At 60.7% G+C, this 23,203-nt stretch carries 13 protein-coding genes; 10 read left to right on the top strand and 3 right to left on the bottom strand.

The window, feature by feature from the left end:
• Positions 1 to 49 precede the first annotated feature (49 nt).
• From tpx to CGA21_RS18470, 7 genes are all read left to right on the top strand, one after another.
• Entirely contained in the window at positions 50 to 550 is a 501-nt protein-coding gene (gene tpx / locus CGA21_RS18500; protein WP_110752204.1) for a thiol peroxidase, read from the top strand.
• A 177-nt stretch (positions 551 to 727) separates the two neighbouring features.
• Positions 728 to 2,044 (top strand): MdtA/MuxA family multidrug efflux RND transporter periplasmic adaptor subunit, encoded by a 1,317-nt coding sequence (locus CGA21_RS18495; RefSeq protein ID WP_110752206.1) that lies wholly within the window; start codon positions 728 to 730, stop codon positions 2,042 to 2,044.
• The gene (locus tag CGA21_RS18490) at positions 2,041 to 5,136 is read left to right on the top strand and encodes an MdtB/MuxB family multidrug efflux RND transporter permease subunit (protein ID WP_110752208.1); all 3,096 of its coding nucleotides are present in this window, start codon (positions 2,041 to 2,043) and stop codon (positions 5,134 to 5,136) included. The genes CGA21_RS18495 and CGA21_RS18490 overlap by 4 nt, the downstream gene beginning before the upstream one ends.
• Positions 5,137 to 5,251: 115 nt before the next feature.
• A complete protein-coding gene (locus tag CGA21_RS18485; protein ID WP_188264754.1) occupies positions 5,252 to 8,359 on the top strand; it encodes an efflux RND transporter permease subunit in 3,108 nt (1,035 codons plus the stop codon).
• Positions 8,356 to 9,837 (top strand): efflux transporter outer membrane subunit, encoded by a 1,482-nt coding sequence (locus CGA21_RS18480; RefSeq protein ID WP_188264753.1) that lies wholly within the window; start codon positions 8,356 to 8,358, stop codon positions 9,835 to 9,837. The genes CGA21_RS18485 and CGA21_RS18480 overlap by 4 nt, the downstream gene beginning before the upstream one ends.
• Before the next feature lie 268 nt (positions 9,838 to 10,105).
• Positions 10,106 to 12,187, top strand: a complete 2,082-nt coding sequence (locus tag CGA21_RS18475; protein WP_110752214.1) for a putative bifunctional diguanylate cyclase/phosphodiesterase — start codon at positions 10,106 to 10,108, stop codon at positions 12,185 to 12,187.
• Positions 12,188 to 12,278: 91 nt separating this feature from the next.
• On the top strand, positions 12,279 to 13,025 hold the full coding sequence (locus CGA21_RS18470) for an SDR family oxidoreductase (RefSeq protein ID WP_110752216.1): 747 nt from the start codon (positions 12,279 to 12,281) through the stop codon (positions 13,023 to 13,025).
• A gap of 90 nt (positions 13,026 to 13,115) precedes the next feature.
• Here CGA21_RS18470 and mapR read toward each other — a convergent pair whose 3' ends face one another.
• The 3 genes from mapR to CGA21_RS18455 all read right to left on the bottom strand — a co-directional run bounded on the left by mapR (position 13,116) and on the right by CGA21_RS18455 (position 16,501).
• The gene (gene mapR / locus CGA21_RS18465) at positions 13,116 to 14,525 is read right to left on the bottom strand and encodes a GntR family transcriptional regulator MpaR (RefSeq protein ID WP_110752218.1); all 1,410 of its coding nucleotides are present in this window, start codon (positions 14,523 to 14,525) and stop codon (positions 13,116 to 13,118) included.
• Between the two features lie 116 nt (positions 14,526 to 14,641).
• Complete coding sequence (gene ccoG, locus CGA21_RS18460; RefSeq protein ID WP_188264752.1) at positions 14,642 to 16,072, bottom strand: cytochrome c oxidase accessory protein CcoG; 1,431 nt, start codon at positions 16,070 to 16,072, stop codon at positions 14,642 to 14,644.
• A gap of 195 nt (positions 16,073 to 16,267) precedes the next feature.
• Positions 16,268 to 16,501 carry a DUF3203 family protein gene (locus tag CGA21_RS18455; RefSeq protein ID WP_110752223.1) on the bottom strand — a complete coding sequence of 78 codons (234 nt, stop codon included), beginning with the start codon at positions 16,499 to 16,501 and terminating at the stop codon, positions 16,268 to 16,270.
• Positions 16,502 to 16,637: 136 nt separating this feature from the next.
• Between CGA21_RS18455 and CGA21_RS18450 the strand changes: the two genes are divergently transcribed.
• The 3 genes from CGA21_RS18450 (at position 16,638) to treS (ending at position 23,203) form a co-directional block, all read left to right on the top strand.
• Positions 16,638 to 17,141, top strand: coding sequence for an MgtC/SapB family protein (locus CGA21_RS18450; RefSeq protein ID WP_110752225.1), 504 nt, complete (start codon positions 16,638 to 16,640; stop codon positions 17,139 to 17,141).
• Between the two features lie 579 nt (positions 17,142 to 17,720).
• Positions 17,721 to 19,715: an alpha-1,4-glucan--maltose-1-phosphate maltosyltransferase gene (locus CGA21_RS18445; RefSeq protein WP_188264751.1), complete on the top strand. Its 1,995-nt coding sequence runs from the start codon at positions 17,721 to 17,723 to the stop codon at positions 19,713 to 19,715.
• A gap of 146 nt (positions 19,716 to 19,861) precedes the next feature.
• On the top strand, positions 19,862 to 23,203 hold the full coding sequence (gene treS / locus CGA21_RS18440) for a maltose alpha-D-glucosyltransferase (protein ID WP_188264750.1): 3,342 nt from the start codon (positions 19,862 to 19,864) through the stop codon (positions 23,201 to 23,203).

The following is a 23,203-nucleotide window of genomic DNA, read 5'->3' as shown; positions in this document are numbered from 1 at the left end:
TTCTGCCTCTTCAAGATTCTCTACACCAACGTTCAGAAGGACTCCGTTCATGGCTCAAGTCACTCTTAAAGGCAACCCGGTTCAAGTCAACGGCCAACTGCCTCAAGCCGGTTCCAAGGCGCCAGCCTTTTCCCTGGTTGCCGGCAATCTGTCCGACGTCACCCTGAAAGACTTTGCCGGCAAGCGCAAAGTGCTGAACATCTTCCCAAGCATCGATACCCCGACCTGCGCCACTTCCGTGCGCCAGTTCAACGCCAAGGCGAGCAGCGTCGACAACACCGTCGTGCTGTGCATCTCCGCTGACCTGCCGTTCGCCCAGGCCCGTTTCTGCGGCGCCGAAGGCCTGGAAAACGTGCAGAACCTGTCGACCCTGCGCGGTGCAGAGTTCATCGAGAACTACGGCGTTGCCATCGCCGACGGTCCGCTCAAGGGCCTGACCGCCCGTGCCGTGGTGGTCCTGGACGAGAACGACAACGTGCTGCACAGCGAACTGGTCAAGGAAATCGCTGAAGAACCGAACTACGAAGCAGCCCTTGCCGTTCTGAAATAAGTAAAGCATTACAATTGTTAACGGCCTGGCCCTGTCCAGGCCGTTTTCATTTGTGTTTCAGTGTCTTGGATATATCTCCTGTTACGTAAGCCGAAGGTAAATTGCCGGTAAAGGCGCTTTGCTTCAGACCCGCCAGTGCTTATCGTTCAGCCTCATGTAATAAAGCCCACGCGCCCAATGGTTGATCACTCAATGCAATCCTCCGCTTCCCGTAGTCCCCGTCGCTGGCTGTTTGGCCTGCTGGTCCTGTTGGTCATCGCCGCCCTGTGCTGGAAATTCTGGCCTGGCAGCGCTGCGCCGAAAGAGGGCGCGGGGCAAAAAGCCGTGGCGGGGCACACCGGCCGATCGGGTGGGATGCGGCCGGGCTTTGGCGGTGCGTCAGGGCCGGTTCCGGTGCGCGTTGCGCCAGCGGTCACGGGGGATTTCCCACTGTATTACAAGGCGCTGGGTACGGTGACGGCGCTGAACACCATCAACGTGCGCAGCCGTGTCGGCGGTGAGCTGATGAAGATCTATTTCGAGGAAGGGCAGATGGTCAAGGCGGGCGACTTGCTGGCCGAAATCGACCCGCGCCCCTACCAGAACGCCTTGCTCCAGGCTGAAGGTACCTTGCTGCAGAACCAGGCGCAGTTGAAGAATGCCCAGGTGGATGTCGAGCGTTATACCGGTCTGTACCGCGAGGACAGCATCGCCAAGCAGACCCTGGACACCGCCGTAGCGCTGGTCGGTCAGTTCCAGGGCACGGTCAAGACCAATCAGGCAGCGGTCAACGACGCCAAGCTCAATCTCGAATTCACCAAGATCCGCGCACCCATCACCGGACGCGTCGGCCTGCGCCAGCTCGATGTTGGCAACCTGGTAGCGGCCAACGACACCACGGCGCTGGCGATCATCACCCAGACCCAACCGATCAGCGTGGTTTTCACCTTGCCGGAAAACAGTCTCGATGTGGTGCTGGCACGCTATCGCAGCGGCGCCAAACTGCCGGCCGAAGCCTGGGATCGCGGTGATACCAAGCTGCAAGCCACCGGCGTACTGCAGAGCCTGGACAACCAGATCGACGTCACCACCGGTACCCTGAAATTCAAGGCGCGATACGAGAACCGCGACCAATCGTTGTTCCCCAACCAGTTCGTCAATGTGCGCCTGCTGGCGGACACCCTCAAAGGCGTGGTGCTTGCGCCATCGGCGGCGATCCAGTTCGGCACCAACGGCACGTTCGTCTATGCCCTGGACGGCGACAAGAAGGTCAAGATCCGCCAACTGAAGATCGGCGCCAGCGACGGCGAAAACACCGTGGTCACCGAAGGCCTTGCCGCCGGTGATCGTGTGGTGCTGGAAGGCACCGACCGCCTCAAGGACGGCAGCGACGTGGAAGTGGTCAATGAGCCGCAGCAAGTCCCGACCAGCCCCGCGGGCCACCTGCAGGGTAAATCGGCGGCCAACGCGCCTGAGCCGGCTGCTGTGGACAAGGCGAAAAAGGGCGGCGCATGAATCTCTCGCGGCTGTTCATCCTTCGCCCGGTAGCGACCACCCTGAGCATGCTGGCCATCATTCTGGCCGGCGTGATCGCCTATCGCTTGTTGCCGGTGTCGGCCCTGCCTCAGGTCGATTACCCGACCATCCGCGTCATGACGCTGTATCCCGGCGCGAGCCCGGATGTCATGACCAGCGCCGTGACCGCGCCGCTTGAGCGACAATTCGGGCAGATGCCCGGCCTGACCCAGATGGCGTCCACCAGCTCCGGCGGCGCTTCGGTGCTGACCCTGCGTTTCAGCCTCGACATCAACATGGACGTCGCTGAACAGCAGGTGCAGGCGGCCATCAATGCCGCGACCAATTTGCTGCCCAAGGATCTGCCGGCACCGCCGGTGTACAACAAGGTCAACCCGGCCGACACCCCCGTACTGACCCTGGCCATCACCTCCAAGACCATGCTGTTGCCCAAGCTCAATGACCTGGTCGACACCCGCATGGCGCAGAAAATCGCCCAGATCAGCGGCGTCGGCATGGTCAGCATTGCGGGCGGCCAGCGTCAGGCCGTGCGGATCAAGGTCAATCCCGAGGCCCTGGCGGCCAACGGCCTGAACCTGGCGGACGTGCGCACCCTGATCGGCGCATCCAACGTCAACCAGCCCAAGGGCAACTTCGACGGCCCGACCCGGGTCTCGATGCTCGATGCAAACGATCAACTGACCTCGCCCAAAGACTACGCCAACCTGATCCTGGCCTACGCCAATGGCGCGCCGCTGCGGCTCAAGGACGTGGCGGAGATCGTCGACGGTGCCGAGAACGAACGTCTTGCAGCCTGGGCCAACGAAAACCAGGCGGTATTGCTGAACATCCAGCGTCAGCCCGGGGCCAACGTCATCGAGGTGGTTGACCGGATCAAGGCCTTGCTGCCGAGCATCACCGACAACCTGCCGGCCGGCCTTGACGTCACGGTGCTCACCGATCGCACCCAGACCATCCGCGCTTCGGTCACGGACGTACAGCACGAACTGCTGATCGCCATCGCCCTGGTAGTGATGGTGACCTTCCTGTTCCTGCGTCGGGCCAGTGCCACGATCATTCCGTCGGTGGCCGTGCCGCTGTCGCTGATCGGCACCTTCGGGGTGATGTACCTCGCCGGCTTCTCGGTCAACAACCTGACCCTGATGGCCCTGACCATCGCCACCGGTTTTGTGGTGGACGATGCGATCGTGATGCTGGAGAACATTTCCCGATTCATCGAAGAGGGCGACAGCCCCTTGAACGCTGCGCTCAAGGGCGCCAAGCAGATCGGTTTTACCCTGATCTCCCTGACCCTGTCGCTGATTGCCGTGCTGATCCCGCTGCTGTTCATGGCCGACGTGGTGGGGCGGCTGTTCCGCGAATTCGCCATCACCCTGGCGGTGGCTATCCTGATTTCCCTGGTGGTGTCGCTGACATTGACGCCGATGATGTGCGCACGACTGCTCAAGCGTGAACCCAAGGAAGCGGAGCAGGGCCGTTTCTATCGAGCCAGTGGCGCGGCAATTGATTGGATGATCGCAGCTTACGGGCGAAAGTTAACGTGGGTTCTCAAGCATCAGCCGCTGACGTTGCTGGTGGCCGTCGCCACCCTGGCGTTGACCGTGTTCCTGTACATGGTGGTGCCCAAGGGGTTCTTTCCGGTGCAGGACACCGGGGTGATCCAGGGCATTTCCGAGGCGCCGCAGTCGATTTCCTTCGCGGCGATGAGCGAACGTCAGCAGGAACTGGCCAAGGTGATCCTGGCTGACCCGGCGGTGGAGAGCCTTTCGTCCTACATCGGCGTCGACGGTGACAACTCGACGCTCAACAGCGGCCGTCTGCTGATCAACCTCAAGTCCCACAGCGACCGAGACCTGAGCGCGACGCAAGTGATCGCTCGCTTGCAGCCGGAACTGGACAAACTGGTCGGCATTCGCCTGTTCATGCAACCGGTGCAGGACCTGACCATCGAGGATCGGGTCAGCCGAACGCAGTACCAGTTCAGCATGTCGTCGCCGGATTCCGAACTTCTCACCCTGTGGAGCGGGCGCCTGGTCGAAGCGTTGGCCCAGCGGCCGGAATTGACCGATGTCGCCAGCGACTTGCAGGACAAAGGCTTGCAGGTCTACCTGGTGATTGATCGCGACGCCGCGTCGCGGGTCGGGGTATCGGTGTCGGACATCACCGACGCGCTGTACGACGCCTTCGGCCAGCGGCAGATTTCCACCATCTACACCCAGGCCAGCCAGTACCGCGTGGTGTTGCAATCGCAGTCCGGCGAGAAGATCGGCCCGCAGGCGCTGGACCAGATCCACGTCAAGACCAGCGATGGCGGGCAGGTGCGCCTGTCCAGCCTGGCGCACGTCGAAGAGCGCCAGGCGCAACTGGCGATCACCCACATCGGCCAGTTCCCGGCGGTGATGATGTCGTTCAACCTGGCCCCCGGCGTGGCGCTGGGGCATGCGGTAGAGATCATCGAGCAGGTGCAGCAGGATATCGGCATGCCGATCGGTGTGCAGACCCAGTTCCAGGGCGCGGCCGAAGCGTTCCAGGCGTCGCTGTCGAGCACCTTGCTGCTGATCCTGGCGGCGGTGGTGACCATGTACATCGTGCTGGGCGTGCTATACGAGAGCTATATCCACCCGATTACCATTCTGTCGACCTTGCCCTCGGCGGCGGTCGGCGCGCTGTTGGCGCTGATCCTCAGTGGCAATGACCTGGGTATGATCGCGATCATCGGCATTATCCTGCTGATCGGTATCGTGAAGAAGAACGCGATCATGATGATCGACTTCGCCCTCGACGCTGAACGAAATCAGGGCATGGACCCGCAAACGGCGATCTACCAGGCGGCCCTCTTGCGTTTCCGGCCGATCCTGATGACCACCCTGGCAGCCTTGTTTGGCGCGGTGCCGTTGATGCTGGCCACTGGCTCCGGCGCGGAACTGCGCCAGCCGCTGGGCCTGGTGATGGTCGGCGGCTTGCTGTTGAGCCAGGTGCTGACCCTGTTCACCACGCCAGTGATCTACCTGTACTTCGACCGCCTCGGTCGACGTTTTGGCAAAACCGACGTTCAGGAGACGGCGGTATGACGGCATGCACAACCTGTGGGAGCGAGCCTGCTCGCGAAAGCGGTGGGTCGGTAAGCTTCGATGTTGAACGTGCAGGCCTCTTCGCGAGCAGGCTCGCTCCCACAGAGGTGGGTCAATGAACCTCTCCGGACCTTTCATCAAGCGCCCGGTCGCAACCATGCTGCTGAGCTTGGCCATTATGCTCCTGGGCGGCGTAAGTTTCGGGCTGTTGCCGGTCTCACCGCTGCCGCAAATGGACTTCCCGGTGATTGTGGTGCAGGCCAGCTTGCCGGGCGCCAGCCCCGAGGTCATGGCCTCGACGGTGGCGACCCCGCTGGAACGTTCCTTCGGCGCCATCGCCGGGGTCAACACCATGAGCAGCCGCTCCAGCCAGGGTTCGACCCGGGTCATCCTGCAATTTGACCTCGACCGCGACATCAACGGCGCGGCGCGGGAAGTGCAGGCGGCGATCAATGCCTCGCGCAACCTGCTGCCCAGCGGGATGCGCAGCATGCCGACCTACAAGAAGGTCAACCCGTCCCAGGCACCGATCATGGTGCTGTCGCTGACCTCCGACGTGCTGGAAAAAGGCCAGCTCTACGACCTGGCCTCGACGATCCTGTCCCAGAGCCTGTCGCAGGTGCAGGGCGTTGGCGAAGTGCAGATCGGCGGCAGCTCCCTGCCGGCGGTGCGCATCGAACTTGAGCCCCAGGCGCTCAACCAGTACGGCGTGGCCCTGGACGATGTGCGCAACACCATCGCCAATGCCAACGTGCGCCGGCCCAAGGGTTCGGTCGAAGACGATCAACGTTTGTGGCAGGTACAGGCCAACGATCAGCTGGAAAAAGCCAAGGACTACGAGTCGCTGATCATCCACTACGCGGACGGCGCAGCCCTGCGCCTGAAGGATGTGGCCAAGGTCAGCGACGGCGTCGAGGATCGCTACAACAGCGGCTTCTTCAATGACGATTCGGCGGTACTGCTGGTGATCAACCGCCAGGCCGGTGCCAACATCATCGAGACGGTCAATGAGATCAAGGCCCAGTTGCCGGCGTTGCAGGCCGTTCTGCCGGCCAGCGTCAAGCTGAACCTGGCCATGGACCGCTCGCCAGTGATCAAGGCCACGCTGCACGAGGCGGAGATGACCCTGCTGATCGCCGTGGCGCTGGTGATCCTGGTGGTGTTCCTGTTTCTCGGCAACTTTCGCGCCTCGCTGATCCCGACCCTGGCGGTGCCGGTATCGCTGGTTGGCACCTTTGCCGTGATGTACCTCTATGGCTTCTCGCTTAACAACCTGTCGCTGATGGCGTTGATCCTGGCCACCGGGCTGGTGGTGGACGACGCCATCGTGGTGCTGGAGAACATCTCCCGGCACATCGACGCGGGTGTGCGACCGATGAAGGCGGCGTACCTCGGCGCCCAGGAAGTCGGCTTTACCTTGCTATCGATGAACGTGTCGCTGGTGGCGGTGTTCCTGTCGATCCTGTTCATGGGCGGGATCATCGAGAGCCTGTTCCGCGAGTTCTCCATCACCCTGGCGGCGGCGATCGTGGTATCGCTGGTGGTCTCGCTGACCTTGACACCGATGCTCTGCGCCCGTTGGCTCAAGCCGCACACGCCAGGCCAGGAAAACCGCCTGCAGCGCTGGAGTCAGCAGGCCAACGAATGGATGGTCGGCAAATACGCCACCAGCCTTGACTGGGTGTTGCGCCACCGTCGCCTGACCTTGCTCAGTTTGTTCGTGACAATTGGCGTGAATATTGCGCTTTATGTTGTTGTTCCTAAAGTATTTCTTCCTCAGCAAGACACTGGCCAACTGATCGGTTTCGTGCGTGGCGATGACGGTTTGTCGTTCAGCGTGATGCAACCGAAAATGGAGACGTTCCGCCGCGCCGTGCTCAAAGACGTAGCCGTGGAAAGCGTCGCCGGTTTCATTGGTGGGAGCAACGGCACCAACAACGCGTTTATGCTGGTGCGCCTCAAACCCATCAAGGAGCGCAGCCTTTCCGCGCAGAAGGTCATTGAACGCCTGCGCAAGGAAATGCCCAAGGTCGCCGGCGCGCAACTGATGCTGATGGCCGACCAGGACCTGCAGTTTGGCGGTGGCCGCGAACAGACCTCGTCGCAATATTCCTACATCCTGCAAAGCGGTGACCTGGGCGCGCTGCGCGAGTGGTATCCAAAAGTGCTGGCGGCGCTCAAGGCGCTACCGGAACTGACCGCGATTGATGCCCGCGAAGGCCGGGGCGCCCAGCAGGTGAAGTTGATCGTCGATCGCGACCAGGCCAAGCGCCTGGGCGTGGACATGGCCATGGTCACGGCGGTGCTCAACAACGCCTATGCCCAGCGGCAGATTTCGACCATCTACGACAGCCTCAACCAGTATCAGGTGGTGATGGAGGTCAATCCCAAGTATGCCCAGGACCCGATCACGCTCAAACAGGTGCAGGTGATCACCGCGGACGGCGCGCGGATTCCGCTGTCGACCATCGCCCATTACGAGAACAGCCTGGCAGACGATCGGGTTAGCCATGAAGGCCAGTTCGCCTCGGAAAGCATCGCCTTCGACATGGCCGAAGGCGTGACCGTGGAGCAGGGCAGTGCCGCCATCGAGCGAGCGATTGCTTTGGTGGGCCTGCCGGAAGACGTCATCGCGAAAATGGCCGGCACCGCCGATGCCTTCGCCGCGACCCAGAAAAGCCAGCCGTGGATGATCCTTGGCGCGCTGGTGGCGGTGTACCTGGTGCTGGGCGTGCTATACGAGAGCTACATTCATCCGCTGACCATTCTGTCCACCTTGCCTTCGGCGGGAGTCGGCGCGTTGCTGTCGATCTACGCCCTGGGCGGTGAGTTCAGCCTGATCTCGTTGCTCGGCCTGTTCCTGTTGATCGGCGTGGTGAAGAAGAACGCCATCCTGATGATCGACCTGGCGTTGCAGCTCGAGCGGCATCAGGGCATGGCGCCGCTGGAGTCGATTCGCAGCGCGTGCCTGCAACGTTTGCGGCCGATTTTGATGACTACCCTTGCCGCGATCCTCGGCGCCTTGCCGCTGTTGCTGAGCCGCGCGGAAGGTGCGGAAATGCGCCAGCCGCTGGGCCTGACCATCATCGGCGGGCTGATCTTCAGCCAGGTGCTGACCCTTTACACCACCCCGGTGGTCTACCTCTATCTCGACAAACTGCGCCATCGCTTCAACCACTGGCGTGGGGTGCGTACCGATGCTGCTTTGGAAACTCCGCTATGACTGACCGTTCGCTATTCAACCTGGCTGCACCGCTGATCAGCGCTCGAGGGTCGCGGTTGCTGAGCCTGTCGCTGTGCGTCGCGATGCTCAGTGCCTGCGCCATCGGCCCGGATTACCAGCGCCCGCAAACCGCAGAACCTGCGCAGTACAAGGAAGCGGCCGGCTGGCGCCAGGCGAACCCGAGCGATTCCCTGGCTCGCGGTGCGTGGTGGGAGCTGTACGGCGACCGGCAACTCAATGGCTTGATCGAGAAGCTCAACAGCGCCAACCAGACCGTTGCCCAGTCCGAAGCCCAGTACCGCCAGGCCCAGGCCTTGGTACGCAGCGCCCGTGGCGCGTTTTTTCCGACGGTGGACCTGACACTGGGGAAAAACCGCTCCAGCCAGGGTACCGGCAGTAGCAGTTCCAGCCTGACCAGTTCGTCCAGCGGTATTCGAGACACCTACACCGCCCAGGCCGGGGTCAGTTGGGAGGCCGATGTCTGGGGCAAGTTGCGCCGTGGTCTTGAAGCCGACACCGCCAATGCCCAAGCGAGTTTTGCCGACCTGGCGGCGATGCGCCTGAGCCAGCAGTCGGAGCTGGTGCAGAACTACCTGCAGTTGCGGGTGATCGACGAGCAGAAACGCTTGCTTGAAGCGACCGTCACGGCCTACCGCCGTTCGCTGAAAATGACCGAAAATCAATACCGCGCCGGGGTATCCGGCAAGGACGCGGTGGCCCAGGCCCAGACGCAACTCAAGGGCACCGAGGCAGACATGGTCGATCTGGTCTGGCAACGCGCCCAGTTGGAAAACGCCATCGCCGTATTGATCGGCTTACCACCGGCCGAATTCAGCCTGGCGGAAACACAAACGATCCCGGCCTTGCCCGAGGTGCCACTGAGCCTGCCCTCGCAACTGCTGGAACGCCGGCCTGACATTGCTTCGGCTGAACGCTCGGTCATCGCCGCCAACGCCAACATCGGCGTGGCCAAGGCCGCCTATTACCCGGACCTGACCCTGAGTTTGAACGGTGGCTACAGCAGCAGCACGTCGAAAGACCTGTTCAGCCTGCCGAACCGGTTCTGGTCGGTCGGCCCACAACTGGCAATGACCCTGTTCGACGGCGGGCAGCGTTCGGCGGAAGTGGACCGTAGCGAAGCAGCCTATGACGAAACCGTGGCCAAGTATCGCCAGACTGTACTCGACGGTTTCCGGGAGGTGGAAAATTATCTGGTCCAGCTCAAGGTGCTGCAGGACGAAGCCGTGGTGCGACAACAGGCGTTGGACGCAGCACGTGAGTCCTTGCGACTGACCGAGAACCAGTACAAGGCGGGGGTGATCGCTTATCTGGATGTAGTGGTGGTCCAGGCCGCGGCTTTGAGCAATGAACGCAGTAACCTGGACCTGTTGCAGAGCCGCCTGATCGCCAGCGTGCAGTTGATTGCGGCATTGGGTGGCGGCTGGGACGGCCAGCTTCAGGTGACTGATAACCCCTGACGCCGCCCCTCACTGTAGGAGCTGCCGCAGGCTGCGATCTTTTGACGTTGCTTTTCAAAAACAAGATCAAAAGATCGCAGCCTGCGGCAGCTCCTACAGGGATTAACATGTGCCGATGGAGTTAATGTAAAACCTTAAAACAAGCGTTTCATCGCCTTGCTGGCCTTTTGCTAATTTTCTGAGTGCGTTCTCATTTGGAATCAGTACAATCCCTCGGATTTACACCTCCGAGAATGGAAGCAGTACGGGGGTGATTGCGAGACATCTCATGCTCATCGGTAGTTATTCCCCAACGCTGGTCATCATTTCGCTTTGCGTGGCAATTCTCGCGTCATACACTGCACTGGACCTGACCGGGCGTATTGCCACGGCCAACGGCCGGGCGGTGCATTGCTGGACGGCCGGCGGTGCGTTCGCCATGGGCATCGGCGTATGGTCGATGCATTTCATCGGCATGCTCGCCTTCAAGCTACCCATCGACCTGGGGTACGACCTCTCCATCACCTTGCTGTCGCTGTTGATCGGCATCCTGTCCTGCGGCTTCGCCCTGTGGCTGGTCAGCCAGGCGCAATTACCGGCCTGGCAGCTGGCGTTCGGTGCACTGGTCATGGGCGCCGGGATCAGTGCCATGCACTACACCGGCATGGCGGCCATGCGCATGCAGCCGGGAATCGATTACGACCCGACGCTGTTCAGCACCTCTTTGCTCATAGCGGTTGGCGCCTCCGGCGCAGCACTATGGATTGCGTTCCGCCTGCGTCAGCACGCGCCTAATGTGCGCCTGATTCGCGCTGGCGCGGCAGTAATCATGGGCATTGCCATTGTCGGCATGCACTACACCGGCATGGCTGCCGCGCAATTTCCCGCAGGCAGTTTTTGCGGTGCAGCGGCCAATGGCCTGAGCGGCAACGGCCTCGACAACCTGGTGCTGATCACCACCCTGGCGGTATTGAGCATCGCCTTGCTGACTTCGATCCTCGATGCGCGCCTGGAAGCCCGAACCGCCAGTCTTGCCCAGTCGCTGACCGAAGCCAACCGCGAACTGACCCAACTGGCCTTGCACGACACCCTGACCGGTCTGCCGAATCGGATGTTGCTGGCCGACCGCATCGATCAGGGGATCTCCAGGGTCGACAACGAGGGTGGTTGCCTGGCGCTGATGTTCATCGATCTCGATGGCTTCAAGCCGGTCAATGACGCCTTCGGTCACCATATGGGCGACCAGTTGCTGCGTGAAGTCAGCTTGCGCCTGCGCGAAGACCTGCGTGGCCAGGACACCCTGGCACGCATCGGCGGCGATGAGTTCGTGCTGCTCGTTCAATTGAGCGAGCCGGATGACGCGATGAGCCTCGCAGCCCGGCAAGTGAGCTTGATCGCCCGGGCATTCCGGGTGGCCGAGCATGATCTGCAGATATCCGCCAGTGTCGGCATCGCCCTGTATCCGGGCAATGGCCAGACTGCCCACGAATTGCTGATGAATGCCGATGCGGCGATGTATCACGCCAAGGGGACGGGAAAGAACGGCTACAGTTTTTTCGATGTCTCGATGAACAGCAACGCGCGCAAGCAGCTGCAATTGCTGCAAGACCTGCGCAATGCCGTGGACCAGAACGAGTTCAGCCTGCACTACCAGCCCAAATTCGACGCTCACAATGGCCGTCCGGTGGGTGCTGAAGCGTTACTGCGCTGGGAGCATCCGACCCAGGGCATGCTGCTGCCGGACAAATTCATCGAGCTGGCGGAGAAAACCGGGCTGATCATTCCCATCGGCGAATGGGTCCTCAACGAAGCCTGTCGCCAGATGCGCGAATGGTATGTGCTCGGCTACACCCACTGGCGCATCGCGGTTAACCTCTCGGCGTTGCAGTTCTGCCACGCGGGCCTGGTGCAGAGCGTCGCCAAGGCGCTGGCCACCCACCATTTGCCAGCCAACAGCCTGACCCTGGAGATCACTGAAACCACGGCCATGAGCGACGCCGATGCCAGCATGACGGTGTTGCAGGAGCTGTCGGATATGGGCGTTGATTTGTCCATCGACGATTTCGGTACCGGCTATTCGAGCCTGATGTACCTCAAACGCCTGCCGGCCAACGAGCTGAAAATCGACCGCGGTTTCGTCCGTGACCTGGAGCGTGACAGCGACGACGCCGCCATCGTTTCAGCCATTGTCGCCCTCGGCCAGGCACTGGGCTTGCGGATCGTCGCCGAAGGCGTCGAAACAGGCTCGCAGCAGGACTTCCTGACCCAACTCGGTTGCGATTCGCTGCAGGGTTATTTGCTGGGGCACCCGTTGCCGGCCGAGCGCTTCATGAAGGAAATCCACCGCAGTGAGCAATTGGAACTGGCCTGATCTGGCGGGACCGATGACGGTGCCATGCAAAATCCGCAAATGACGGTTATTCTTCCCCCCGACTGCATAGGTTTGAAGGGGGGAAGTGGGCATGGACAAAGTCATCGTCATCACCGGTGGAAGTCGCGGCATCGGTGCCGCCACTGCGCTGTTGGCCGCCAGGCAAGGTTATCGGATCTGCATCAACTACCAGTCCGATGAGCAGGCGGCGCAAACGGTGCTGGACCAGGTCCGCGCCTTGGGTGCCCAAGCCATCGCCGTGCGCGCCGACGTCAGCATCGAAGACGAAGTCATCGCTTTGTTCAACCGGGTGGACAGCGAGCTGGGTCGAGTCACCGCGCTGGTGAATAACGCCGGCACCGTGGGGCAAAAATCCCGGGTCGACGAGATGTCCGAATTCCGCATCCTCAAAATTCTCAAGACCAATGTGTTGGCGCCGGTCCTCTGCGCCAAGCACGCCATCTTGCGCATGTCGCCCAAGCACGGCGGGCAGGGCGGCAGCATTGTCAACGTATCCTCGGTCGCCGCGCGTTTGGGCGCCCCCAACGAATACGTCGACTACGCAGCCTCCAAGGGTGCGCTCGACACCTTTACCATTGGCCTGTCCAAGGAAGTGGCCGGCGAGGGAATTCGGGTCAACGCCGTGCGTCCGGGCTATATCTACACCGATTTTCACGCCCTGAGCGGCGATCCGGATCGGGTCAGCAAGCTGGAGTCGGCAATTCCAATGGCCCGTGGCGGGCGCCCGGATGAAGTGGCGGAGGCGATTGTGTGGTTGTTGTCGGATAAAGCGTCCTATGCAACCGGGACCTTTGTCGACCTTGGCGGCGGCCGGTAAACATCAAGATCAAAAGATCGCAGCCTGCGGCAGCTCCTACATGGGATTGCATTTCCTTGTAGGAGCTGCCGCAGGCTGCGATCTTTGCTTTTAGAAGGATCTTACAATCCGCCCCAGCGTCTCCATCGCCTTCTCCGAAGCCTCATCCCACGGGCTGCCATAATTCAGCCGAATACAATTCCTGAAGCGCTGCGTTGGCGAAAAAATCGGTCCCGGCGCAATGCTGATCCCTTGCGCCAACGCCATCTGGAACAACTTCAGAGAATCCATCTGCTCGGGTAATTCCAGCCAGAGGAAGTAGCCGCCAGCGGGTTGACTGACGCGGGTCTGTGCCGGGAAATAGCGGGCGATGGCCGACAGCATGGCGCTTTGCTGTTCCTCCAGGGCATATCGCAACCTGCGCAAATGCCGATCATAACCCCCGTGCTGCAGATAGTCGGCAATGGCTGCCTGGGCAGGCATCGAAGCGCAAAGGGAGGTCATGAGTTTTAACCGCTCGATCTTCTGTGCATACCGCCCGGCGGCGACCCAGCCAATGCGGTAACCCGGGGCCAGGCTCTTGGCGAAAGACCCACAGTGCATCACCAGTCCTTCGGTATCAAAGGCCTTTGCCGGTTTCGGTGCTTGCTGACCGTAATAGAGTTCGGCGTAGACATCGTCCTCGATCAACGGCACTTGATGGACGCGCAGCAATTCCACCAGTTCGCGCTTTTTCGCTTCGGGCATGGTCGCGCCCATGGGGTTCTGGAAACTGGTCATGCACCAGCAGGCCTTGATCGGGTGGCGTTCCAGGGTTTGCGCGAGCACCCCGAGGTCGATGCCGTCGCGCGGGTGCACGGGGATTTCCACGGCCTTGAGTTTCAAGCGTTCGAGCACTTGCAGGCAGGCGTAGAACGCCGGGGCCTCGATGGCTACCAGGTCGCCGGGTTGTGTCACGGCTTGCAGGCACAGGTTCAGCGCTTCCAACGCGCCGTTGGTGATCAGCAATTCTTCCATGGGCAGCATCAAGCCGCCCACCATGTAGCGCAGGGCAATTTGTCGGCGCAATTGCGGGTTGCCCGGCGACATGTCGGTGACCACCATGCGCGGGTCCATGTCCCGGGCAGCGCTGGCCAGGGAGCGCGACAGGCGCTGCAGCGGAAACAGGGTCGGGCTGGGGAATGCCGAGCCGAAGGCTACGGTGTTCGGATCCTTGATTGATTCAAGGACCGAGAACACCAGTTCGCTGACATCGACTTCGGTGGATTCATTGACCTGGGTGCTGATCCCAGGCTCGGAAAATGGCCGCGGTGCATGGGCGTTGACGAAGTATCCAGAGCGCGGTCGGGCGCGAATCAGGCCGCGACGCTCAAGCAAGTAATACGCCTGGAACACCGTGGACGGGCTTACCCCATGGGTCTGGCTGGCATAGCGCACCGACGGCACACGCTGGCCGGGCCCGAGAACGCCGGTGCGGATCAGTTCAGCAATGTCATCGGCGAATTTTTCGTAGCGTTTCATCGTATGCCCGGATTGGTGTCTTTCAGAAAAGACGAGGTGACTTCTTCGCGAGCAGGCTCGCTCCCACAAGAACGATGCGGCGTCTGCTCGCGAATGGCGCACCGCAGTCTAAAGCCTTAACGATTCATCGGTGCAACAAACCGGCTCTTGGCCTCGCTGAAGATGCCCGGCTCATCGCTGTCGACGATCTTGAAGGCGATGCTTTGCGAACTGCTGCCCGGCCGCTCCGTGGTCATCGCCACCGACACGGGAACATCAACAATCTCACCCGGTGCCAGGCTCAAGTCGGTCTTGCCCTGCAGCTGGAAGCCATCGCCATTCACCAGCGTCAGGCGGTAGTCCTGGCGTTGCTGGGTCTTGTTGATGACCTTGAGGCTGTAGATGTTTTCGATCTGCCCCTGGCTGTTCTCACGGAACAGTCCACGGTCCTTGCTCACGTCCAGCGACACCATCGGCCGTTCCATCAGCGCAACGACCAGCGCACCGATCATCACCAGCAACACGGCGGTGTAACCAATCAATCGTGGCCGCAACAGGCGGGTCTTGCCGCCTTGCAGTTGGTGCTCCGAGGTATAGCTGATCAGCCCGCGATCGTAGCCCATTTTGTCCATGATCGAATCACAGGCGTCGATGCATGCCGCGCAACCAATGCATTCCATCTGCAAGCCGTCGCGAATGTCGATGCCGGTCGGGCAGACCTGCACGCAGAGCTGGCAATCGATGCAGTCACCCAGGCCGACCTCGGCCGGCTTGACCTCGCGCTTTCTTGGGCCACGGTGCTCGCCACGGGCCACGTCGTAGGAAATGGTCAGGGTATCCTTGTCGAACATCACGCTCTGGAATCGTGCATACGGACACATGTGCATGCACACCGCTTCACGCAGCCAGCCTGCATTGATGTAGGTGGCAGCGGTGAAGAACAGCACCCAGAACAGGCTGACGCCACCCATTTGCCAGGTCAGGAGCTCTTCGGCCAGCGGGCGGATCGGCGTGAAGTAGCCAACGAAGGTCAGGCCGGTCAACAGGCTGATGGCCAGCCACAGGGTGTGTTTCGCCGAGCGGCGCAGCAGTTTGTTCAGTCCCCAGGGCGCCGCCTGCAGTTTGATCCGCTGGTTGCGTTCTCCTTCGGTGATCTTCTCGCACCACATGAAAATCCAGGTCCAGGAGCTCTGCGGGCAGGTGTAGCCGCACCATACGCGGCCGGCGAACACTGTGATCGCGAACAGGCCGAACGCGGCAATGATCAGCAGCGCCGAGAGCAGGATGAAATCCTGTGGCCAGAACGTCGCGCCAAAAATGTGGAATTTGCTTTCGCAAAGGTCCCAGAGCACCGCCTGGCGGCCACCCCAGTTCAGCCATACGGTGCCGAAGAACAGCAGGAACAGCAAACCCGCGCCGCTGATGCGCAGGGAACGGAACAGGCCGGTGAAACTACGGGTGTGGATCAGGTTGTCGCTGGACTTGGCCTTCATCTTTGGACGCGAGGGCTCGAAAGTCTTGACTACGGGGGCGCTTTCCAGGGTTCGGACGGGGATTCTATCGCTCATGGTCTTTCGCTCATCAGCCTCCATCAGGCAGGAGCACTATGAGCGCCGATCTGTTTGCATAACAGACTCAGGTATTGCTTTAAAAACCGGATCAGATGGGTACGGTGCCCCCGCCTGCGACAAGTTGAAGCAGCTGGCGCAGCGGGGCCGGGAGACCTATACCAGACGTTTTCGGGCTTTATTGATCCAGGGCAGTCAAATCACCGAATCACTGTCGGTCGCTTTCAAATGCCGGCGACCATCGACCGCACCTGCTACGGTCAATGCGTCCGCTTCTGCTTCGGTGATGTAGATGCGCTGGCCATCGAGATCGACCGCCGACATGGCTTTTTCCCCGTCGGTGATGATGGTCACATCGGGACACAGGCGAATTTCCTCGCCGTTCGCGGTGGTAAAGAAACAAGTCTGGTTGTCAATGCGTACGGTCATGGCGTAATCCTGGCTTTTTACGATGGATGAAACATTAGGCTTTCGGCATCGACCATCGTTCTGTGCAACTGATTAATGGTCGGCGCGGTCCATCCTCCATGACCCCATTGCAAGGCTCTCTACAAGGGAATTCGCCATGAACGCCTGGTGGCATGAAGTCTGGGTAACCCTGCAAGCCGAATTCGCCGACATCGGCGATGCCTCGCAATTGACCCGCATCACTGTGCGCCTGTTGATGGCTGCGGTACTGGGCGGCATTCTCGGTTTCGAACGCGAGCACAAGGGCAAGGCCGCGGGGGTGCGTACCCACATGCTGGTGGCGCTGGGCGCGGCGTTGTTCGTACTGGTGCCACAAATGTCCGGTTCCCAGGCGGATGCCATGAGCCGGGTCGTCCAGGGCGTGATCGCCGGGATCGGCTTCCTCGGCGCCGGCACCATCCTGAAAAACCAGGAAGGCGACGAAGGCCACGTCAAAGGCCTGACCACCGCCGCCGGTTTGTGGATGACCGCCGCGATCGGGGTGTCTGCGGGGTTGGGAAGGGAAGCCACGGCGGTGCTGAGTACGTTGCTGGCGTTAGTGATTCTTGGCGTGATGCCTAGAATCGTGAAGGTGCTGGAGAAAGACAAAGATCAGCTGTAGGAGCGAGCACGCCCGCGAAAAACTCAAGATCGCCTCGGGGTGTCAGGCTACCAGCGTTATCGTTCACGATCTTCGCGAGCATGCTCGCTCCTACAGTCGGGAAGTTCGTGCTGGCTATGGTCGAAGTCACCTGTCCGCCGCAAACGTCATTCGGACTATTCCTTCGATCGGTCCCCCAGCGCGGCAGGGGGGCCGATCAACTGTCTTCATTCAGGGGTCACAATCACCGGTGGCATTGTCGTCGGCGGCTCTTCCCTAGGTGGCGGATTGCTACCCGGAGGGTCCTGCTCAGGTACAGGCTGCGGATCGCTGGGTGGTATCACCGGGTTGTCGATATTCGGATCGGGTGTTTCTGCCGGGAATGGATTGTTCATTGTTCATACCTCCAGTGGCACATGGCGTGAGTCGTGCTTAAGTTGGTTGACCACTGTGTAAAGGATTTGATTCCAGCCAATTGCCGATGAACTTTTCCCGACGCCCGTCGCTCGGAACCTAAGTGAGTTCATTCGGTGAGGGACTGACCGATGTGGATGACAATCGCAGACATGAGCGTCCTTGGGGCGTAAGGAGAGATGCTCGATGACGGCTGAAAAACCTGGTGAGTTGAGCTACAACCCGCACATTCCACTGTCGCAGGCGTTGTTATTGCCGCGAATCGTAATCGAAAACACCATGCCGACCCTGGATGGCGGGCAGTTCGCCGTCAAGGCCGTGGAAGGCCAGGATGTGGTGGTGACCAGCAAGGTTTTTGCCGACGGTCACGACAAACTGGCCGTGCGGATACGCTGGCAGGCCGATGGCGATGAGGCCTGGCATAGCGAGGTCATGACCGAGCTGGGTAATAATGGCTGGCAGGGGCAGTTTCGCGTGCAGGCGCAGGGGCGTCACGTTTTTTGTATCGAGGCCTGGATCGATCAATTCGCCAGCTTTTGCTATGAATTGGAGAAAAAACACGCTGCCGGCGTGCCTGTCAGCCTGGAACTGCAAGAAGGTCGCCTTCACGTTCAGCAAGCCGCCGAACGCACCGAAGGTCAATTGAGTGAGCAATTGGCTGCCTTGCATCATGAACTGTCGGGGCTGCTCGAAACCGAGCAGGTTGCACTGTTTCTGCACCCTCGTAGCGCCGATTTGATGGCCCAGGCCAATCATCGTGCCTACCTGAGCCTGAGCCCGGAGTACCCGGTCGATGTGGAGCGTGAGCTGGCGCAGTTCGCCAGCTGGTATGAACTGTTCCCGCGCTCGATCACCGACGATCCCGCGCGCCATGGCACTTTCAATGACGTGCATTCGCGGCTGGCGATGATCCAGGACATGGGCTTCGACGTGTTGTATTTCCCGCCGATCCACCCGATCGGTCGCAGTTATCGCAAAGGTCCGAACAATTCCCTTACCGCAGGCCCCGATGATCCAGGCAGCCCCTATGCCATTGGCAGTGAGGAGGGCGGACACGAGGCGATTCATTCGCAGTTGGGCACCCGCGAAGACTTCCGTCGCCTGGTGGCAGCTGCGGCTGATCATGGTCTGGAAATTGCGCTCGATTTTGCCATTCAATGTTCCCAGGATCATCCATGGCTGAAGCAACATCCGGGCTGGTTCAATTGGCGGCCGGACGGCACGATCAAGTACGCGGAGAACCCACCGAAAAAATACCAGGACATCGTCAATGTCGACTTTTATGCCGTCGAGGCGATTCCCAGCCTGTGGGTCGAGTTGCGCGATATCGTCGTGGGTTGGGTGCTGGAGGGCGTGAAGTTGTTTCGCGTGGACAATCCGCACACCAAGCCCTTGCCGTTCTGGCAATGGCTGATCGCCGATGTGCGGGCGCTGTACCCTGACGTGATCTTCCTCGCCGAGGCGTTTACCACTCCGGCGATGATGGCGCGGCTGGGCAAGGTTGGTTATTCGCAGAGCTACACCTACTTCACCTGGCGCAACACCAAGCAGGAACTGGCCACCTATTTCACCGAACTCAACGAGTCGCCGTGGCGCGAGTGCTACCGGCCGAATTTCTTCGTCAATACGCCGGACATCAACCCGGCATTCCTGCATGAATCCGGCCGCCCCGGTTTTCTGATTCGCGCCGCCCTGGCAACCATGGGTTCGGGGTTGTGGGGCATGTACTCCGGCTTTGAATTGTGTGAGTCCGCGGCGATTCCAGGCAAGGAAGAATACCTCGACTCCGAGAAGTACGAGATCCGACCCAGGGACTTCAACGCCCCCGGCAACATCATTGCCGAGATCGCCCAGCTCAATCGTATCCGCCGGCAAAACCCGGCGCTGCACACGCACCTGGGCCTGAAGGTCTACAACGCCTGGAACGACAACATCCTCTATTTCGGCAAGCGTAGCGCCGATGGCAGCAATTTCATCCTGGTGGCGGTCAACCTCGATCCGCACAACGTGCAGGAGGCGAATTTCGAGTTGCCGCTGTGGGAAATGGGTTTGTCGGACGATGCCAGCACCCAGGGCGAAGACTTGATGAACGGCCATCGCTGGACCTGGCACGGCAAGTACCAGTTCATGCGCATCGATCCAGCGTATCAGCCATTCGGCATCTGGCGAATTACCCCCTAGCCCACGATCGTTCCCACGCTCTGCGTGGGAAAGCAGCCCGTGACGCTCCGCGTCACTGGACGCAGAGCGTCCCTTGAGGCATTCCCACGCAGAGCGTGGGAACGATCCGCGTCAGGGCGCTCTTTCGAATTCAACAGGAGTTTCAAATGGCGAAGAAACCCAAGGCAGCCACCTTTATCAAGGACCCGCTCTGGTACAAGGACGCGGTCATCTATCAAGTTCACGTCAAATCCTATTTCGACTCCAATAACGACGGGATCGGCGATTTTCCGGGCCTGATCGCCAAGCTCGACTACATTGCCGACCTGGGCGTCAATACTATCTGGCTGTTGCCGTTCTATCCTTCGCCGCGTCGCGACGATGGTTATGACATCGCCGAATATCGTGGCGTGCACAGCGACTACGGCACCATGGCCGACGCCAAGCGGTTCATTGCCGAGGCGCATAAACGTGGCCTGCGGGTGATCACCGAACTGGTCATCAACCACACCTCGGACCAGCACGCCTGGTTCCAGCGCGCTCGCAAGGCCAAGAAAGGTTCGGCCGCGCGGGATTTCTACGTGTGGTCCGATGACGATCAAAAGTACGACGGTACCCGCATCATCTTTCTCGACACCGAAAAATCCAACTGGACCTGGGACCCGGTGGCCGGCCAATACTTCTGGCACCGTTTCTATTCGCACCAGCCCGATCTGAATTTCGATAACCCCCAGGTGATGAAAGCGGTGCTGTCGGTCATGCGCTACTGGCTGGACATGGGCATCGACGGATTGCGCCTCGACGCGATCCCGTACCTGATCGAGCGCGACGGCACCAACAACGAGAACCTGCCGGAAACCCACGACGTCCTCAAAAAGATCCGTGCCGAAATCGATGCCAATTACCCCGACCGCATGCTGCTGGCCGAGGCCAACCAATGGCCGGAAGACACGCAGCTGTATTTCGGTGACACCGACAAAAAAGGCCTGAACGGCGACGAATGCCACATGGCGTTTCACTTCCCGTTGATGCCGCGCATGTACATGGCGCTGGCCCAGGAAGACCGTTTTCCGATCACCGATATCTTGCGCCAGACCCCGGAGATCCCGGCCAATTGCCAATGGGCGATTTTCCTGCGCAACCACGATGAGCTCACCCTGGAGATGGTCACCGACAAGGAGCGTGACTACCTGTGGAATTACTACGCGGCCGATCGACGGGCGCGGATCAACCTGGGGATTCGCCGGCGCCTGGCGCCGTTGATGGAGCGTGATCGCCGGCGCGTGGAGTTGCTCAACAGCCTGTTGCTGTCGATGCCCGGCACGCCGACCTTGTACTACGGTGACGAGATCGGCATGGGCGACAACATCTACCTCGGCGATCGCGACGGTGTGCGCACGCCAATGCAGTGGTCGATCGACCGCAACGGCGGGTTTTCCCGCGCCGACCCGGCCAGCCTGGTGCTGCCGCCGATCATGGACCCGCAATACGGCTACCTGTCGGTCAATGTCGAAACCCAGGCCGGCGACCCGCATTCGCTGTTGAACTGGACCCGGCGCATGTTGACGGTGCGCAAGCAGTCCAAGGCGTTCGGGCGCGGCACCTTGAAAATGCTCTCGCCGACCAATCGCCGGGTGCTGGCCTATACCCGCGAATACACCGGGCCTGACGGCAAGCATGAAATCATCCTGTGCGTGGCCAACGTTTCGCGCAGTGCCCAGGCCGTGGAGCTGGACCTGTCGGCCTACGTGGGCATGGTGCCTGTGGAGATGCTTGGCGGTAATGCGTTTCCACCCATCGGCCAATTGAGCTTCCTCCTGACCCTGGCGCCCTATGGGTTCTATTGGTTCGGTCTCGCCGCAGAGAACCAGATGCCGAGCTGGCATGTGGAACCGGCGCAAAGCCTGCCGGACTTCACCACGCTGGTGCTGAAAAAGCGCATGGAAGAGTTGCTCGAAGCGCCTTCACGCACCACGCTGGAGCAGGGCATCCTGCCGAACTGGCTGCAGAACCGCCGCTGGTTCGCCGGCAAGGACGCGGCCATCGAAAAGGTCAATCTGGCCTACGGTGTGCGATTTGGCGATGCGCAGCACCCTGTGTTGTTGAGTGAAATCGAAGTCACCGGTGGCGGCCAGACCAGTCGCTACCAACTGCCGTTTGGTTTCATTGCCGAAGACCAGGTCGGCACGGCATTGCCTCAGCAATTGGCCTTGTCACGGGTGCGCCGTGGCCCGCAGGTTGGCTTGATCACTGATGCCTTCAGCCTGGAAAGCTTTATCCGCGCGGTATTGCAGGGCATGCAGAACAGCACGGTGTTGCCTTCCGATGGCGGTGAAATCCGTTTCGAACCCACCGCCGAGCTCGCCAAACTGGGCCTGACGGCAGAGTCCGATGTGCGCTACCTGTCCGCCGAGCAATCCAACAGTTCGGTGGTGGTCGGCAACAGCCTGGTGTTGAAACTGATCCGCAAGGTTGCGTCGGGCGTGCACCCGGAACTGGAAATGAGCGCCTATCTGACCGCTGCAGGCTTCGGCAATATCTCGCCGTTGCTGGGCGCTGTGGTGCGTCGGGATGCGGCAGGCGTGGATAACCTGCTGATGATCGCCCAGGGCTACTTGAGTAATCAGGGCGATGCCTGGGAATGGACCCAGAACAATCTGGAGCGGGCGTTGCGCGACGAACTCGCGGACGCCATGTCCGAGCAGGAACAGCATTACAACGCGCTTGGCGAGTTGAAGGATTTCGCCGCCATGCTTGGCCAGCGCCTGGGTGAAATGCACCAAGTGCTGGCGGTATCCAGCGAAAATCCTGACTTTGATCCGCAGATCACTACGCAAAAGGATGCGTCCGCGACGGGCAAGGATGTCGTGGCACAAATCGAGCATGCATTGAAATTGCTCAAGCAGCATCAACATGAACTGAACCCTGCGGACAAAACCCTGGTCAGCCGTTTACAGGAGCATAAAAAGGCCATTCTCAGTCATGTCCAGGAGTTGGCCAAAAAGACCGCGGGTGGGCTGCGGATCCGCGTACACGGTGATTTGCACCTCGGCCAGGTGCTGGTGATCAAGGGTGACGCGTACCTGATCGACTTCGAAGGCGAACCGGCGCGGCCTTTGCCGGAGCGTCGGGGCAAGCACAGCCCGTACAAGGATGTCAGTGGTGTACTGCGCTCTTTCGACTATGCGGCGGCCATGACCATCAACGTACATAACGTTGATAACACAGCCCATGCCCAGGACGCTCGCCGGCGGGTCGGCGATCGCTATTTGAGTGAGGCGAGGCAGGCATTTATCCACGCTTATCGGCTGGCGGCAGCTACGCTTGGCCATGCGTGGCAAGATCCGGATGGCGAAGATGCCGCCTTGGCATTGTTCGGGCTGGAGAAGGCGGCGTATGAAGTGGCCTACGAGGCGGAAAACCGCCCTGGCTGGCTGCCCGTGCCGTTGCACGGTTTATATGGATTATTGAGTGGGCTTAAACCCTTTTCCGATCTTGGTGGAGAGTAG

Origin of the sequence: Pseudomonas sp. PSB11 (genome assembly GCF_014596605.1) — a bacterium.
Taxonomy (GTDB): domain Bacteria; phylum Pseudomonadota; class Gammaproteobacteria; order Pseudomonadales; family Pseudomonadaceae; genus Aquipseudomonas; species Aquipseudomonas umsongensis.
The sequence above is the reverse complement of the archived record's forward strand: the minus strand, read 5'-3'. Positions and strand labels throughout refer to the sequence as shown.